The sequence below is a fragment of the Weizmannia agrestimuris genome, assembly GCF_943193165.1.
Lineage (GTDB): Bacteria > Bacillota > Bacilli > Bacillales > Bacillaceae_C > Weizmannia > Weizmannia faecalis.
Genome location: NZ_CALPDC010000012.1, coordinates 1 through 15187, shown reverse-complemented (window position 1 = coordinate 15187; position 15187 = coordinate 1). Strand labels below are relative to the sequence as shown.

Here is a 15187-nt window from a genome sequence, read left to right as displayed (position 1 = left end):
GTCAGACCAATGGCACTTCCGGTAGGTAATCAAAAGTCCAAGTGAAGCGACAGACGCGTGGGCATTTTTCGACAATATAGGGCGACACAAATCGACGCAGGCGGCAAAAATGTTGGGGGCGTGCATCAGATTTTTCGACAATATAGGGCGACACAAATCCAAACAAATTCCCGTTAAATCCTTCCAAGAATGCCGGCAGGACTGCAATGAACACAATTAAGAAAAAATAGGCATTACTTTTTTCTGCAATGGAACGAACTGTCACATCATCTCTGAGTCCAAATGGTTTTTTCATTGTAACCCTCCAATGTTTTATGGTAAATTGTAGGAAAATCCCGTTCATTTGCTACGGCCACCATCTTCCAACCGCATTTTGTAAGCGTTTTACTTTTTGCGATACTTTGAACCCTTTACACCATCCGGATAGAAACATACTTTTCTTCCAAGTATTCGAGGATGCCGGACTTCCCTCCTTCCCGGCCAATGCCGCTTTCCTTATATCCCCCAAAAGGACCCTGAACGGTTACGGGAGCGACATCATTGATTCCAACAATACCGTATTCCAGTTCGTTCATCATGCGAAGCCCTCTGCCCAGGTCGTTTGTATAGCAGTAAGCAGCAAGGCCGTATCGCGTACGATTCGCTTTTTCAATCACTTCCTGCTCATCCTGAAAAGTGTGGAAGGAAAGTTATCAACCATTCCGATTGTCCATTTTAATGAATTTTCTAATTTGTATAAATTCATATTAGCTTGTTTTGATCCGTAATGCATTAGCCAAAATATCAAATCATTCAGCAGAATCCTTTACGTTTTGTAAAATTGTTACTATTTCGAACGAACTTCCCAAGGAAAACACCACAAGGAAGCTTATTTGCAAAAAATCCCCGCAACGAAACAAGCCCCCGGTTCGTGAGCGGAATCTTTCCCACGAACCAGGGGACTTTTCATTGTTATATGAGACTCTAAGATTTGCCCGGCTTACGGGACTCCAATCCAGTATATAGCTGCAAACGCACCGGGCTGTTTGCTGCCGGTCCGGACGTTCGTGCATCCCGGCAGCTGGCCCGCTTTCGGAAAACTAATCAGGCCCTATTTCTTGCCTTAATCATGAACCCGATTAATATCAGAAAGATGGCGGTATCCAGCGCAATGAAATTGATCCATTCGTGCAATTGAAATCCCCAAACTTTTTCCAGTAAGCTCACAGGGTATTTCATCATCGGATCTTTAAAGATGCCGGTGATTGCAACATGTGTAATCAAACCGCCGGCAACAATCTGCACCCATGAAATTTTGTCCAGTATTTCAGAAAAAAACTCGAAGAAAGCGAGTACGGTCGTTAAGCTTAAGGCCATGCCAGCCATCGTGGACAGCAAATTGGTGGAGATGCCGGACGTGATCAAAACGCTGTCCATACAGACAAGCATATCAGCCGCAAGCACAATCAATAGCATTTTGGCGGCCGGGATGCTTGGAACGGGCCTTGCCTCGGAATCAGGCTGGATGGAGCTCACAAAACGGAAAGCGATGTAGAGGAGAATTATGCCTGCGAGCACTCGAAATCCCGGGATCCCTGTTAAATACTGAATCATCGCAACATAAATCGTACGGCTGACCGTAAGACATACAACGATATTAAAAAACAGCTGTTTTGGCTCGTAGCCATACTTTCGAACCACCGTTGTAATAATAAGAAGATTATCCAGATCACTAATCAGGTTGAGCAAAAAAATTTTTAAAATCACAAAAACACGTCACCCCTGCCTTTGCCAATCCATTTCAGGAACGGAAAAAACAGCATAGCACACCGGTCCCTCTATTAATATATTTGGACAAAAGCAAAAAAAGACGTAGCGATCATGCAGAATCACTGAGCAGATATGATCCAGTACCTTTAAATAAGTTATAATTTGAGCAGAGGCGTGGTGCTATTTGGATAGACCTTACACAGTATTTCCTTACTCATTTATCTCCTCTTAATCTTTTTATAAATTCTTCTAGAGCATCGCTTTCGTTATTATACATTTTCTCGCCGGCTTTTGAAGTTCTCTCATTATAAGTAAAAACCGTCCATTTCCCCGCCTCATTTTTAATCACAACTTGACCTTCATTCGGGGATGCATTACAAAAAAGGCATTAATTTCCAGTCATTTATTTTCATTTTCGTCATCAGCTTTATCTTAACCGCTGATTTTTGTTTCGGGTTTGAAGCTAATTTTTTCTTTTACTTAATAAAGTTTATTTTTCAATGCTTTAATCCGCTAAAATACCGGTTAGTCTCTCGATAATAAAGTTCTTATAATTTTTCCGGGTTTACTGGACGCCTTTCTTCTATTATCTTTACTCTACTTTTAGAAATCCAGCCGATCCAGGAATCCCTGTCTACTCTTTTCAGTTGCAGTTTTTCACCAATGAACAAAGAGCCCGTACCTACCTGAAACTGGTCGTCTTTTTCTTGAAGGATTTGAACTTTTTCTCCATCTATGACTCCATATGTGGTAATACTTTCGCAGTTAACAAGTTCTTTAGGGTTAACTTTTTTCTTGTATATGCCATGTCCCGTCAGATTGTAAAACGTATAATCAACCTTACTTTTATCTTCTGTGTAAATCATAACGCGGCCATCCATATCGCTTGTTACCTTATATTCGATCCCATTATATTTTGCGTATAATCCAGACTTTATCATTTTAATAACCTTTTAGATTTAATACATTTATTTCCTGCATAGATTCCAGCTAATTCATCATTTCCATTAATGACTTTATGAAGTTTAGACAGGATGTAAAACCATTTCCTGTCTTTGCCTTCATGCTTTTGCCATATAGGATCTCATTTGTAAAGAAATAAATGTTCAGGATCTTTCATCCTAAATTTAATATAGGGCTTGCTGAATAAGTGAAATTCCTAGATTTGGCAAGGCTGCTAACAGCTTTGGCCACCATTTAAATGCATGGGTTTTACAACAAATCCAGGGAAATGCCTGCACGTGAAAGCCGATTCAACGTATGGAGAAGATCAAATCACCCCTTTTCGCAAAAGGATTCTTCTATATTTTGAGACAGAGGTTGTAGATAAATTGGGCATAAACTCAGCGTCGGATTCGTTCAGCAAGCCCTAATATATCCTCTCCAATACGGCGTACGATTCATATGAACAGCCTGAAGCCGATTTTTCCAGGCATTTGTGTTTTCCATAGACCCATGGCAAAAAATATCGTATAATTTGTCGTATGAGGGAGGTGAAAAAGTGGATAAAGGAATTGACCAGAATGTGATTTTGCAGGCCATCCGTGAACTGTCGGACCAAATCAAATCCATGGAAAAAAATCTGTCCGAACGGATGAGTGCGCTGGAAAGCAGAATGGAGGCGCTGGAAACGAGAACGGCGGCTTTAGAAGAAGGCCAAAAAGAAATTAAAGAACTGGTCAGAAAAATTGACAAAAAACTGGATGTCCTCAATCGTGATTTGCTTGACACAAGGGCAGATGTTGAATTCTTGAAAAAGTAAATTTCCCGTTTTTCTGCTCACATGAATAGCCGCAAGTCCCTCTTCTTACAAAAAGATTCTCAAAAAATGGTCCTCTTGGTTTGGTCCAGATCCCCGATTCGAGATCCTTCACATCGCCAAAGAGGACTTTTTATATGCGTTGCCGGGATTACAATGGCCATGCGAGATCAATACTTTGTATGGTTTTTCACAAATTGAATTTACAAATCCTTTTCAATCACCCGCTCCCATGCCTTATATCCAAGAGTCTTTTTCCATCCTTATTTTAAAGGGAAGAAAAAAGAACCGGCACACTACCTGAAAAAAGTTGTTGCCAAAAATTTTCCTTGCCGTTTCTTTCTCATTGTTTTTTAATGAAATTAGATCAAAAAGAAAGCTGGGAAAAATGTGGGTGTTGTGTTGACAAAAGCCGCTTCGTTTATTTTGATCATTGTGCTCGGCTACATTTTGAAGCGGGTCGGATTTTTTAAGCCGAATGATTTTCAGCTGGTTTCCCGCATGGTTTTGAATATTACATTGCCATGCGCCGTGATTACAAATTTTGAAAAGCTCTCTTTAGAAACTTCGCTGCTGATGCTTGTCGCAATCGGCGTCATTTGCAATCTGGTAATGATTGCAACCGGCTATATCGTTTCCTGGCGCCGTACCCATACGGAAAAAGCCTTTAACATGATCAATTATTCCGGTTATAATATTGGCTGTTTTACACTCCCCTATGTACAAAATTTCCTGGGGCCCGTTGGCGTAGTGGCAACCTGCCTGTTCGATGCCGGCAATTCGGTTTTATGCACGGGCGGCACCTATTCGATCGCTTCCGCCGTTGCCAACAATGAAAGAACAAATGCGGCATCTTACCTGAAAAAAATGTTTTCATCTATACCGATGGATACCTATCTGATCATGCTCGTGCTGTCGCTTTTGCATATTACATTGCCGGCAGGCGTGACTGCATTTACCGGAATCGTCGGGCAGGCAAACGGCTTTCTGGCCATGCTGATGATCGGGATCGGTTTTGAACTCCGGCTCGAAAAAAGCCAGGTTGCAGGCATCTTAAAAGCCGTCATCATCCGTTACGGAATGGCCATCCTGTTTGCAGTATTCTTTTATTTCTTGCTACCGCTGCCGCTTGAGGTCCGGCTCGTGCTCGTGATTATCGCGTTTGCGCCGATTTCCGCTGTCTGCACGGCATTTACCCAGAAATGCGGCGGCAATGTCGCCATGTCCAGCACGTTGAACTCTTTGTCCATTTTGATCAGTATTGTGCTGATGACCAGTCTGATGGCCGTACTGAAGATCGCCTGAATCATGAAAAACCGCTTAGAGCCCCCATCCTCTAAGCGGTTTTTTGATACGATATCCGGGTTTTCCACCCAGCCGTTCAGGCACTTGGCGGCTGACCGGCCGATCTTGCAGCCAGTCCGTATACGATCAGGCCCTGCTGTTGATTTTAATCTGATACAAATCTCTTCTCCGGTCGGCCAGTTGCCGGACGGAGCCGCTGTTGCGGTTGCGGCGCAGTTTCTCAAGATCGACATCGCCGACAACGACGGTATCGACATTGGGATCGCATTCCCCGACAATGCCGTCGCGGGCAAAACCGAAATCGGAGGGGGAAAAAATGCCGGACTGGGCATACTGGATATCCATGTTTTCCACGTGGGTCAGGTTTCCGACTGTTCCCGCAATACAGGTGTACACCTGGTTTTCAATGGCCCGCGCCTGCGCACAGTAGCGGACGCGCAAATAGGCTTGGCGGTCGTCCGTGCAAAACGGGACAAAAATAATGTTCGCGCCGTAGTCAACAGCGACACGGGCCAGCTCCGGAAACTCGATATCATAGCAAATCAGAATCGCAATTTTCCCGCAATCCGTATCAAATACATTGAGTTCGTTTCCTTCCGCGATCCCCCACCATTTCCGCTCATTTGGCGTAATATGGAGTTTGGTCTGCCTTTCGATCGTCCCGTCGCGCCGGAACAAAAAGGCGACATTGTAAATGCCCCCGTCTTCTTCCACAAAATGGGACCCGCCGATAATGTTGACATTGTAGCGCACGGCAAGCTCTGTAAACAATTCAATATATTGTTCTGTGTACTCGGAAAGCCGGCGCACTGCCTGGTCAGGACGCTTTTCCTCCAGGTAGGACATCAGCTGCGTGGTGAAAATTTCCGGAAAAACGGCGAAATCAGAACCGAAATCCGCGGCCACATCGACATAATATTCCACCTGTCTGACAAAATCATCGAAGGAATCAATTTTTTTCATCATATATTGGATTGCTGTAATCCTAACCGGGAACGAAGCATGATAGACACGGCGGGACTTCGGCAAATAATCAACATTATGCCATTCCATAAGCGTTGCAAATGAAGCGGATGCTGTATCATCCGGCAAATACTGCCTGTTGATCCGCATAATCTGGAACCCTTCAAGCAGCTGGAAGGAAAGAACCGGGTCATATATATTGTGCATCTCGACCTCTTCCACGTATTCGCGCGGGGTCATTTTGTCTTTATATTTGCTGTAATTCGGAATCCGGCCGCCAATGATGATGCTTTGAAGGTTCATTTTCCGGCAAAGCTCTTTCCGTGCCTCATACAATCGATGCCCGAACTTCATGCGCCGGTATTCCGGGTCGATCATCACTTCAATGCCGTACAGGTTGAGCCCGTGCGGATTATGGTTGGTAATATAGCCGTTCGCGGTGATCGTATCCCATGTATGCTGATCCTCGTATTCATCGAAATTGACAATTAAGCTGGAGCAGGAACCGACAACTTTCCCTTCGTATTCCACGCAAAACTGCCCTTCCGGAAAAATTCGGATATGGCTCTCGAGCTGCTCGCGTTTCCACGGCTCCATCCCCGGAAAACATTTTTTCGACAATGCCATAATATCATCAATGTCTTCGAACCGGATGTTCCGCACCTCGATTTTCTTCTCAAACTTGGATACATCTGTCTCTGGCACAATCTCACACCCTTAACACACTTTTTCTTTTTATCATACCCTATCCGGAACGGTTTTTCCCGAAAAACAACTCTTTGTATCCTTTCATCATCCAGCAATTGGAATACCTCTCTCTAGATGTTCATTTCACCGTGTACAATGAGATGATGGAGTGTCTTCCCATTTTTTCACTTACCTGCCCTTCGAGTAAACCGAAATGTTGAAAATATAAGTTGACAAATCGGAATAATATTATTTATCATAGTTTTAACAAATTATTTTCTTGCTATACAACTTATCAAGAGAGGGGGAGGGACTGGCCCGAGGAAACCTCAGCAACAGATTCTTTTTGGGAATACTGTGCTAATTCCAGCAAGCGTCAAGCTTGGAAGATAAGTTAAGGAGTGCGCCCTCTTCTTAACTTTCTTGAAGGGGGCCTTTCTTTTTTGGATCATCCGAATTGCCGGCCGGACCACCAGGCACACACGAAATTTATTTTTGGGGGTAGTGAAAAATGGCTCATATTGATGAAACAAAAATCGCCCGCATTATGGAATCATTGCAAAAACTGGAGTTTGGAACAGTGGTCATTTCGATCCATGAAGGGAACATCACACAGATCGAAACAACCGAGAAACTCCGGTTTGCACTGGAAAAGAAAAAAGCGGCACTTCCCAAACAAAAGATGATGACGGGCGCCGGCATTCCGGTTATCGCTTTCCCCGTTGTTCGTGCCACACGAATGCCGGCATTTGGATATCCAAATGCCGGCTTTGTTTATGAGTACAAAGATATTGAAGTTTGCGGAAATAATGTTTTTAAAGCAGCATTCAGGCGGTCGGCTGCTTGCCGGATAAGCCATTTTGCGGCAAAAGATCCAGAAATGTCTTGAGCAATCCGGAATAAGACGCTTTATAGACCGGTGTCAAAATGATTACCGTATCGCCTTCTTCTACTTTTCTTAATGCCCTGGTGATGGGCGGGCTTTGCCGGGCATTCATTAAATCGCCGGCCAGAAGTTCCCGAATATTGATGAGCTCCGGTTCGTACCCGTGCCCCCTTAACCCGGCCCTGATATAATCACGGATCCCATTTAATCTCGTATACGCAGAAGGGCTCCCGTTCAGCAGTACCACTTTTTCCGCCATATGAATCCCCCAATTCTTCCTTAATTTTTCATTGCGTGCAACAGCTGATGGCCGTTGTTCCCTAAAATGCGGTTTAAAATATGATTGGTCGTTGCTGAAAAGAGGGCGTGGTCCCTTTTCCGTGGATAAGGAAGTTTTACCGGATAATCCATCGCAATTTCCCCCTCTTCGATTAACACAACCCGATCAGCGAGGGCGACTGCTTCTTCCACGTCATGTGTCACCAATATGGCCGTAAAATGTTTTTCAAGCCAAAGCGACTGGATCAGCGCATGCATTTCAATCCGGGTTAATGCATCGAGCGCCCCAAGCGGTTCATCGAGGAGAAGGATGTCCGGCTCATGGATTAATGCCCTCGCCAGTGCCACCCTTTGTTTCTGGCCGCCGGATAAAGACGAAGGCCAATCATTTGCACGCCCTTCCAGCCCGACTTTTCCAAGCATTTCAAGTGCCTTGTTCTTCCAGTCGCCCGCAAGGCCAAGCCCGACATTTTGAAGCACGGTTTTCCATGGGAGCAGGCGGCCGTCCTGAAACATCATTTTTGCCGATCCGTTTCTGCCGGATAAAGGCGCCCCGTTTATAAGGATTTTTCCGCCGCTTGCCGCTTCAAGTCCTGAAAGCAGCCTGAGAAGCGTACTTTTGCCGCATCCGCTCCTCCCAACAATCGCAACAAATTCCCCTTTTCTTATTTTTAAATGAAGATGGCGCAGGATGCGATGGCTGCCGAATGATTTCTCCAGCCCCTCAATCTCTACAGCAAACGCCTTTTCTTTCGGCATCGTTTCCTCCTCCTTTATTTTTGATATGACGGGTGCCACTTTAACAATCGTTGTTCTGCGATTTTTGCCAGCCAGTCGGACAGTTTTCCAAGAAGGGCATATAAGACAATACTCAAAACGACAACATCAAGCTGCATGAACTCGCGGGCGTTCATGGCCATATAGCCAATGCCGGAGTTGGATGCAATCGTTTCGGCCACAATCAAGGTTACCCATGTGACCCCGAGCGCATAGCGCACACCGACTAAGATGGAAGGAAGCGCCCCCGGCAGGATCATATGCCAAAAAAGTGCCGTCCCTTTCAGCCCGTAAACTTCTCCCATTTCGATTAGCGCTCTGTCCACCGAGCGGATGCCATGGAACGTATTTAAATAGATTGGAAAAAAGGTGCCGAGCGCAACGAGAAACAGCTTCGCTTCTTCCCCGATCCCGAACCATAAAATGACAATCGGAATCAGGGCAAGGTGGGGAACGTTCCGGATCATTTGCACGGTACTATCGAGCAGGCTTTCCGCTTTTTTGGACAGCCCGGTAAACAACCCAAGTCCAAATCCGATTCCGCCGCCAACCAAAAATCCGATCAGTGCCCGTTTTGTGCTTGCGCCGATATAATTGAAAAGCTGCCCGGATTGCGTGAGACCCCAAGCCGCTTTTACAACGGCAACAGGGCTTGGGAGCACATTGGGTGGCAAGATGCCAGCAGAACTTGCAAGCTGCCAGGCAAACAGCAGGCAAACCGGCACCACCCACGGCATGACGCGTTTTTTCAACATCAGATCGGCCTCCTTACTTTAATACTTTCGGCAGTGCATCGTTCGCCACAATCTCGCCGAACGGGCTGATGACATTGGAAACGGGGGCATCAGGCTGTTCAAGCGGCAGGTATGGGAACAACAGCTCAGCCGTCCGGTACGCTTCTTCAAGATGCGGATAACCGGATAAAATGAACGTTTCAATGCCAAGCTCCGCATATTCCTTCATTCTTTCTGCGACAATTTCCGGGCTCCCTACAAGTGCCGTTCCCGCACCGCCGCGCACGAGCCCAACGCCGGCCCAAAGGTTCGGGCTAATTTCAAGATTGTCCCGGCTGCCGTTGTGGAGAGATGTCATTCGTTGCTGGCCGACCGAGTCAAACCGTGAGAAAATCTTTTGGGACGCTTGGATGAGTTCATCATCGACATACCGGATCAAGTCATTAGCTGCATCCCATGCCTCGTCCTCTGTTTCCCTGACAATGACATGGAGCCGAATCCCAAAACGCACTGTCCTTCCTTGTGCTGACGCCAGTTTTTTGACATGATCGATTTTTTCCTTTACTTTTTCCGGCGGCTCGCCCCAAGTCAAATAGACATCGACATGTTTTGCCGCCACTTCCTGCCCGATTTCCGACGACCCGCCGAAATAAAGCGGCGGATAAGGCTGCTGCACCGTTGGGTAAAGCAGTTTGCTCCCTTTTACGTTTAAATATTTGCCTGTAAAATCCGCTTCCCTGTTTTCGAGCAAGTTCCGCCAGATGGTCAAAAATTCATCGGTCAGTTCATAACGTTCGCGGTGGCTGAGGTGGAGACCGTCTCCGGCCAGCTCAACCGGATCTCCCCCTGTGACAACATTGATGAGCAGTCGCCCTTCAGAAAACCGGTCAAATGTTGCGGCCATTCTCGCTGCCTGCGATGGAGACATGATCCCGGGCCGGACCGCAACGAGAAACTTCATTTTTGAAGTAACCGGAATCAGGCTCGAGGCCGTCACCCATGCATCTTCGCAAGATCTTCCGGTTGGGAGCAAAGCCCCGGTGTAGCCGAGGTGGTCGACAGCCTGTGCCACTTGCTTTAAATAGTTGAAAGTGACGGCCCGCCCGCCGGTTGTTACCCCCAGGTAGCGCGAATCACCATGTGTCGGTATAAACCAAAATACGTTCATCCTTTATTCCCCCTTCATTTGGATAAAAATGCTTCTTTCACTTTGATTGGTTTCGGAATTAACTTCAGTTTGTAAAATTCATTTGCGATTTGCTGCTGGTCTTTCAGCGTTTGAGTTGTGATTTTCTCAGTGCCGAAGTTTTTGCGGCTAAGCGTCAGTTCCAATGATTTCTTATCCATTCCAATCTGCGGTGCCAGGAATTCGGCCGCCTGCTTCGGATTTTTTTCCACCCATTGATCTGTTTTCTCAAGTTGCTTGAAAATTACATTGAGAACGTCCGTATGGTTTTGCGCAAACGGCTTTGCTGCCAGGAAGAATTCCCGGTTCGCGACAAGGCCGGTGCCATCCGCGATAGTGCGGGCTTTCGTTGCCAGCTGTGCATCAGCCAAAAACGGATCCCAGATCACCCACGCATCGACATCCCCTTTTTCAAATGCAGTGCGCGCATCGGCGGGCGCGAGAAAAACCGGATGGATGCTGCTATAGGGAATGCCGGCTTTCTCCAATGCCCGTACAAGCAAATAATGGACATTCGACCCTTTGTTCAACGCGATTTTCTTGCCTTTTAAATCTTTGAGGCTATGAATGTTGGAATTTTTCGGGACAATGATGGCTTCCCCTTTTGGATTGCTGGCCGAATCGGCAAAATATACGAGCGGCGCCCCTGCTGCCTGAGCAAAAATGGGCGGTGCTTCCCCCGTATGGCCAAAGTCTAGACTCCCCGCATTCAACGCTTCCAAAAGCTGCGGGCCGCCGGGAAATTCCGTCCATTTTACGGAATATCCGAGCGGTTTCAGTGCTTTTTCAAGTGTTCCTTTCGCTTTTAAAATGTTTAAGGTTCCGAATTTCTGATAGCCAATCCGGACCACTTTGCCGCCTTTTTCGCCCGATTTTGCCGCTGCTGTATCCTTTTTCCCACTGCTGCATCCGCTGATGAGTAAAAAAATGGCGGTGATCAGCAGCAAATGGACCGACACCAGTCGCTTTCGTTTCTTTAACATTTCCCTCTCTCCTTTCTTGTTTTATAGCATTATGTAGGAGGTACACATGGGCACCGCCCCCTTTCCTATCATTCCGATTTATTTAGTTGGTAAAAGGCCGCAAAAAAGGCCCCTCATCTTTTAAATAAAGTGAGGAGCCTTCGGTTGACCGGCCGGCTTCAAAATATTTCAATTGTCTTTCCACATCAGTATCCGCTTAAATGTTGCTTGCCCGTTTGAAAGGTTAAATTCATTTTAATTCCACTATTCCGACCTGTCAAGTAATATTTTATTTTTTTATCATTCATGCTGATCGCCGGTATCATGATGAAAACCTTTGACAACTGTAAAAAAATCAGGTAAAGTACCAATGTACGAACATTTATTGAGTTATATTCAAATAATATTCGTTTTTAGGAGTGTAAATCCATGGATACAGTGTTTGATTATGAAGATATTCAGCTAATTCCGGAAAAATGCATTGTAAATAGCCGCTCGGAATGTGATACAAGTGTGGAATTGGGCGGGCGGAAATTCAGATTGCCTGTTGTGCCGGCCAATATGCAAACCATCATAGATGAAAAAATCGCAGTCTACCTTGCGGAAAACGGATATTTTTACATCATGCACCGTTTTCAGCCGGAAAAACGGCTTTCGTTTGTGAAGGAGATGAAGGAGCGCGGGCTTTATGCTTCTATCAGCACAGGCGTCAAGCCGGAAGAATATGCGTTTATCGAAGAACTGGCCGCAAGAAATCTGGAGCCGGAATATATAACAATTGACATTGCACATGGCCATTCGAATGCCGTGATTGATATGATCCATCATATCAAAAAGCACTTGCCAGAAACCTTTGTCATTGCCGGAAATGTCGGCACGCCTGAAGCCGTCCGGGAATTGGAACATGCCGGGGCAGACGCCACAAAAGTCGGCATCGGGCCAGGAAAAGTATGCATTACAAAAATTAAAACCGGGTTCGGAACAGGGGGCTGGCAACTGGCGGCATTGCGCTGGTGTGCAAAGGCGGCAAGCAAACCGATTATTGCGGACGGCGGAATCCGCACGCACGGTGATATTGCCAAATCGGTCCGGTTCGGGGCGACAATGGTAATGATCGGCTCCCTTTTCGCCGGGCACGAAGAATCCCCGGGTGAAACGATTGAAATGGACGGAAAACTTTACAAAGAGTATTTCGGGTCGGCATCGGAGTTTCAAAAAGGGGAACGCAAAAACGTCGAAGGGAAAAAAATGTACGTGGAATACAGAGGTCCGCTTCAGGATACGCTGAAAGAAATGGAAGAGGACTTGCAATCTGCCATTTCCTATGCCGGCGGTAACAAACTGGCGGACATTCGGAAAGTGGACTATGTCGTTGTAAAAAGTTCCATTTTTAACGGAGACCGGGTGTATTAACGCCCGGTACAGTTGAACGTATCCCATTTAGGGCTTGCTGAACGAATCCGATTCTGATTTTCTCTGCAAGCTCTGTCTCAAAATATAGAGGAATTCTTTTGCGAAAATGGGTGATTTTATCTTCTCCATCCGTTGAATCGGCTTTCGAGTGCAAGCTTTTCCCTGAAATGGTTGTAAATCCCTTGCATTAAATGGTTGCCAAAGCTGTCAGCAACCTTGCCAAATCTAGGAATTTTGCTTATGCAGCAAGCCCTATTTCCGCCCCCGGCCTGCAATCCCAAAAAGGCAGCAAATACCCGCTGCCTTTTTTTAGTTTGTAAGTGATCTGCAGGTAGCCGCTGTATATAAGGGCCCACCAAATGATCATTCATTGCAATTATTCGCCCGATACCAGATCCAGGTTCTCTACATAGAAAGTATCGTTCATTTATACACACATCCACTAGAAAAAGGAAATAGCTAAAAGGATTTCCAGGGTATGAAAATCCTTTTCCTGCTTTTTAGTACCTCAATATAAAGAACGTTATAGAAAACATTAAAGCAAATCCGACAATAACAGTAATCATAACCTTGAATTTTGTCCATTTATAATGTTTTTTCCTAAGTGAAATAATTAGCAATAAAAACATCATCATCCAAATAAAAAGGGACATAATTTCTTCTCTTTATCTTGTTTTTACTGAAAAGATTAAAGCCCAAGTGACTGAGACTGTAACACCTTTCCCCTTATCATGAGCGTCCATCCTAGACGCCAATAATTGCCAGTAAGTTCCAGCTACAGCTCCAACAAATGCCCCTGGCACAAAGCCTAATGCACTCAGCTCACCTGCAGTACCACCTGCGGCTATGCTTGCTGAATAGGTCTTTAATATAAGATTTTGTTTGTGCGTGTGTATACCAGTTTTTATATCCCCACCAATATCTTTTCGTTTTTTCATATTTTTTAGAGGACGAACGAGACGCTGCAAGTAGACCTTATTATCAGAAGAAAAAAGCACGTTTATCCCAACCCTGTAAAAAGCTCTAAGTGGCAATATCAAACTAACCGTCATCCGCCATCTATTCCATCTGCACTGATAACAGTTTTATCTATAGAATTACTTCCAGCAACACCTTTTTTTGTCCGTCGAAAAAAGAGGGATTCTATATTTCTTGTTGGACGAGATCTAATAAGAAATCTCCAAAGTCATTTGCGATGATTTTGTATTGCTGATTTTCTAAACTTATTCCAGGAATAAACGATACCACTTTTGGCTCTTTATTATTTCCAACATGATTAAAGTCGAGACAAAAAAGCTCGTCCCCCCCAGTGTCATAAATAACAAGAAGATGCATAGGAAGGTCACTTTCCTTTCTTTCTGTTAAGGTATACCAAATTGCATCGGGCACTGAAGAGTTTTCAAAGTCCTCCTTAATGATTCCGTATATCTCTTGAGACCCGAAATTCCCTGCTCCAAAGGATAATAAAAAGTCCCTATATAAATTGGAAAATGTTAATCCAAGCTTTTTCTCAGCCATAAAAATTAAATGGTTATTCCGGCCACCTACAAAGTCTGCGATTTTTTCATTTTGATAGATTAGTTGTTTTGCCTTTTCGTAGTTTTCTATGCTCAAAATCTATTCCTCCATTTCCAAAATATAATCATTCGCCCTGTGTTTCCAATAGCCAGCTCTCCGTTTATTAGTCTACGTTAAGGAAGCGTGCGAAATTGGCGTTGTTCCTTTACATAGAGGCTATCTACGTTAAGGAAGCATGGAAAAATTGTCTTGTTCCTGAACATAGAGGGCGTCTACGTTAAGAAAGCATGCAAAATTGGCCTCATTCCTTCGCATGAAGCATGTCTACGTTAAGAAAGCGTGAAAAAATTGCCTCGTTCCTTTACATAGAGCATGTCTACGTTAAGGAAGCATGAAAAATTGGCCTCGTTCCTTCACATAGAGCATGTCTACGTTAAGGAAGCGTGCGAAATTGGCCTCGTTCCTTCACATAGAGCATGTCTATGTTAAGGAAGCGTGCGAAAATGGCATTGTTCCTTAACATAGAGGGCGTCTACGTTAAGGAAGCATGAAAAATTGGCCTTGTTCCTTAACATAGAGCATGTCTACGTTAAGAAAGCATGCAAAATTGGCCTCGTTCCTTCACATAGAGCATGTCTACGTTAAGGAAGCGTGCGAAATTGGCATTGTTCCTTAACATAAAGGGCGTCTACGTTAAGAAAGCATGCAAAATTGGCCTCGTTCCTTCACATAGAGCATGTCTACGTTAAGAAAGCATGCAAAATTGGCCTCGTTCCTTTACATAGAGGCTGTCTACGTTAAGAAAGCATGGAAAAATTGTCTTGTTCCTGAACATAGAGAGTCAAGTCCAGGTTATTGTGTAAATTTATGGGCAAATGTTTTCAACCACCCTTTCATTTTTTCGGCTTAACTTCCATGGATTTTTTTCTTCATCTCCGGGAAGGGATGTCAAATGCCTTTCAATTTGAC

At 44.9% G+C, this 15187-nt stretch carries 15 protein-coding genes, 2 pseudogenes and 1 riboswitch; of the genes and pseudogenes, 4 read left to right on the top strand and 13 right to left on the bottom strand.

Annotated features, from left to right (window positions below):
- Position 1: 1 nt before the first annotated feature.
- The 5 genes and pseudogenes from NFR98_RS07015 to NFR98_RS06995 all read right to left on the bottom strand — a co-directional run bounded on the left by NFR98_RS07015 (position 2) and on the right by NFR98_RS06995 (position 2690).
- On the bottom strand, positions 2-295 hold the full coding sequence (locus NFR98_RS07015; RefSeq protein WP_251459869.1) for a hypothetical protein: 294 nt from the start codon (positions 293-295) through the stop codon (positions 2-4).
- Positions 296-410: 115 nt separating this feature from the next.
- Positions 411-674 (bottom strand): annotated as a pseudogene (locus NFR98_RS07010) (aldehyde dehydrogenase family protein); the annotation flags it as partial.
- 409 nt (positions 675-1083) lie between these two features.
- Positions 1084-1746 carry a TerC family protein gene (locus NFR98_RS07005; RefSeq protein WP_251459867.1) on the bottom strand — a complete coding sequence of 221 codons (663 nt, stop codon included), beginning with the start codon at positions 1744-1746 and terminating at the stop codon, positions 1084-1086.
- A gap of 217 nt (positions 1747-1963) precedes the next feature.
- Positions 1964-2122: pseudogene (locus NFR98_RS07000) on the bottom strand (hypothetical protein); the annotation flags it as partial.
- A 175-nt stretch (positions 2123-2297) separates the two neighbouring features.
- On the bottom strand, positions 2298-2690 hold the full coding sequence (locus tag NFR98_RS06995; RefSeq protein WP_017552299.1) for a UCP033725 family protein: 393 nt from the start codon (positions 2688-2690) through the stop codon (positions 2298-2300).
- Between the two features lie 560 nt (positions 2691-3250).
- Between NFR98_RS06995 and NFR98_RS06990 the strand changes: the two genes are divergently transcribed.
- Both NFR98_RS06990 and NFR98_RS06985 read left to right on the top strand, forming a co-directional pair.
- Positions 3251-3511, top strand: coding sequence for a hypothetical protein (locus NFR98_RS06990; protein ID WP_014096996.1), 261 nt, complete (start codon positions 3251-3253; stop codon positions 3509-3511).
- Positions 3512-3898: 387 nt separating this feature from the next.
- Positions 3899-4813 carry an AEC family transporter gene (locus NFR98_RS06985; protein WP_017552298.1) on the top strand — a complete coding sequence of 305 codons (915 nt, stop codon included), beginning with the start codon at positions 3899-3901 and terminating at the stop codon, positions 4811-4813.
- Positions 4814-4939: 126 nt separating this feature from the next.
- Here the strand turns inward: NFR98_RS06985 and NFR98_RS06980 are convergent, their stop codons facing one another.
- On the bottom strand, positions 4940-6481 hold the full coding sequence (locus NFR98_RS06980; protein WP_017552297.1) for a GNAT family N-acetyltransferase: 1542 nt from the start codon (positions 6479-6481) through the stop codon (positions 4940-4942).
- A 271-nt stretch (positions 6482-6752) separates the two neighbouring features.
- Positions 6753-6859: riboswitch (SAM riboswitch) on the top strand.
- 115 nt (positions 6860-6974) lie between these two features.
- Between NFR98_RS06980 and NFR98_RS15880 the strand changes: the two genes are divergently transcribed.
- Positions 6975-7352 carry a YezD family protein gene (locus NFR98_RS15880; RefSeq protein ID WP_035200390.1) on the top strand — a complete coding sequence of 126 codons (378 nt, stop codon included), beginning with the start codon at positions 6975-6977 and terminating at the stop codon, positions 7350-7352.
- Here NFR98_RS15880 and NFR98_RS06970 read toward each other — a convergent pair.
- Genes NFR98_RS06970 through NFR98_RS06950 form a run of 5 tightly spaced genes read right to left on the bottom strand, consistent with a single transcriptional unit; the run spans position 7291 to position 11308 of the window.
- The gene (locus NFR98_RS06970) at positions 7291-7608 is read right to left on the bottom strand and encodes an NAD(P)H-dependent oxidoreductase (RefSeq protein WP_235801601.1); all 318 of its coding nucleotides are present in this window, start codon (positions 7606-7608) and stop codon (positions 7291-7293) included. The genes NFR98_RS15880 and NFR98_RS06970 overlap by 62 nt on opposite strands.
- Positions 7609-7628: 20 nt before the next feature.
- The gene (locus tag NFR98_RS06965; RefSeq protein WP_014096988.1) at positions 7629-8387 is read right to left on the bottom strand and encodes an ATP-binding cassette domain-containing protein; all 759 of its coding nucleotides are present in this window, start codon (positions 8385-8387) and stop codon (positions 7629-7631) included.
- Positions 8388-8401: 14 nt separating this feature from the next.
- The gene (gene ssuC / locus NFR98_RS06960; RefSeq protein WP_014096987.1) at positions 8402-9160 is read right to left on the bottom strand and encodes an aliphatic sulfonate ABC transporter permease SsuC; all 759 of its coding nucleotides are present in this window, start codon (positions 9158-9160) and stop codon (positions 8402-8404) included.
- A 13-nt stretch (positions 9161-9173) separates the two neighbouring features.
- The gene (gene ssuD, locus NFR98_RS06955) at positions 9174-10307 is read right to left on the bottom strand and encodes an FMNH2-dependent alkanesulfonate monooxygenase (protein WP_035189341.1); all 1134 of its coding nucleotides are present in this window, start codon (positions 10305-10307) and stop codon (positions 9174-9176) included.
- A 14-nt stretch (positions 10308-10321) separates the two neighbouring features.
- Entirely contained in the window at positions 10322-11308 is a 987-nt protein-coding gene (locus NFR98_RS06950; protein ID WP_014096985.1) for a sulfonate ABC transporter substrate-binding protein, read from the bottom strand.
- 408 nt (positions 11309-11716) lie between these two features.
- Here NFR98_RS06950 and guaC point away from each other — a divergent pair, with 408 nt between their 5' ends.
- Positions 11717-12700, top strand: coding sequence for a GMP reductase (gene guaC, locus NFR98_RS06945; protein WP_014096984.1), 984 nt, complete (start codon positions 11717-11719; stop codon positions 12698-12700).
- A gap of 665 nt (positions 12701-13365) precedes the next feature.
- Here guaC and NFR98_RS06940 read toward each other — a convergent pair.
- Positions 13366-13752, bottom strand: a complete 387-nt coding sequence (locus NFR98_RS06940) for a hypothetical protein (protein WP_251459865.1) — start codon at positions 13750-13752, stop codon at positions 13366-13368.
- 91 nt (positions 13753-13843) lie between these two features.
- Positions 13844-14314, bottom strand: a complete 471-nt coding sequence (locus tag NFR98_RS06935) for an SMI1/KNR4 family protein (protein ID WP_014096982.1) — start codon at positions 14312-14314, stop codon at positions 13844-13846.
- Positions 14315-15187 lie beyond the last annotated feature (873 nt).

Coding starts and splice junctions, on each gene's coding strand:
- NFR98_RS07015 (WP_251459869.1), bottom strand. CDS start 295: ATGAAAAAACCATTTGGACTCAGAGATGATGTGACAGTTCGTTCCATT.
- NFR98_RS06995 (WP_017552299.1), bottom strand. CDS start 2,690: ATGATAAAGTCTGGATTATACGCAAAATATAATGGGATCGAATATAAG.
- NFR98_RS15880 (WP_035200390.1), top strand. CDS start 6,975: ATGGCTCATATTGATGAAACAAAAATCGCCCGCATTATGGAATCATTG.
- NFR98_RS06970 (WP_235801601.1), bottom strand. CDS start 7,608: ATGGCGGAAAAAGTGGTACTGCTGAACGGGAGCCCTTCTGCGTATACG.
- NFR98_RS06965 (WP_014096988.1), bottom strand. CDS start 8,387: ATGCCGAAAGAAAAGGCGTTTGCTGTAGAGATTGAGGGGCTGGAGAAA.
- ssuC (WP_014096987.1), bottom strand. CDS start 9,160: ATGTTGAAAAAACGCGTCATGCCGTGGGTGGTGCCGGTTTGCCTGCTG.
- ssuD (WP_035189341.1), bottom strand. CDS start 10,307: ATGAACGTATTTTGGTTTATACCGACACATGGTGATTCGCGCTACCTG.
- NFR98_RS06950 (WP_014096985.1), bottom strand. CDS start 11,308: ATGTTAAAGAAACGAAAGCGACTGGTGTCGGTCCATTTGCTGCTGATC.
- guaC (WP_014096984.1), top strand. CDS start 11,717: ATGGATACAGTGTTTGATTATGAAGATATTCAGCTAATTCCGGAAAAA.
- NFR98_RS06940 (WP_251459865.1), bottom strand. CDS start 13,752: ATGACGGTTAGTTTGATATTGCCACTTAGAGCTTTTTACAGGGTTGGG.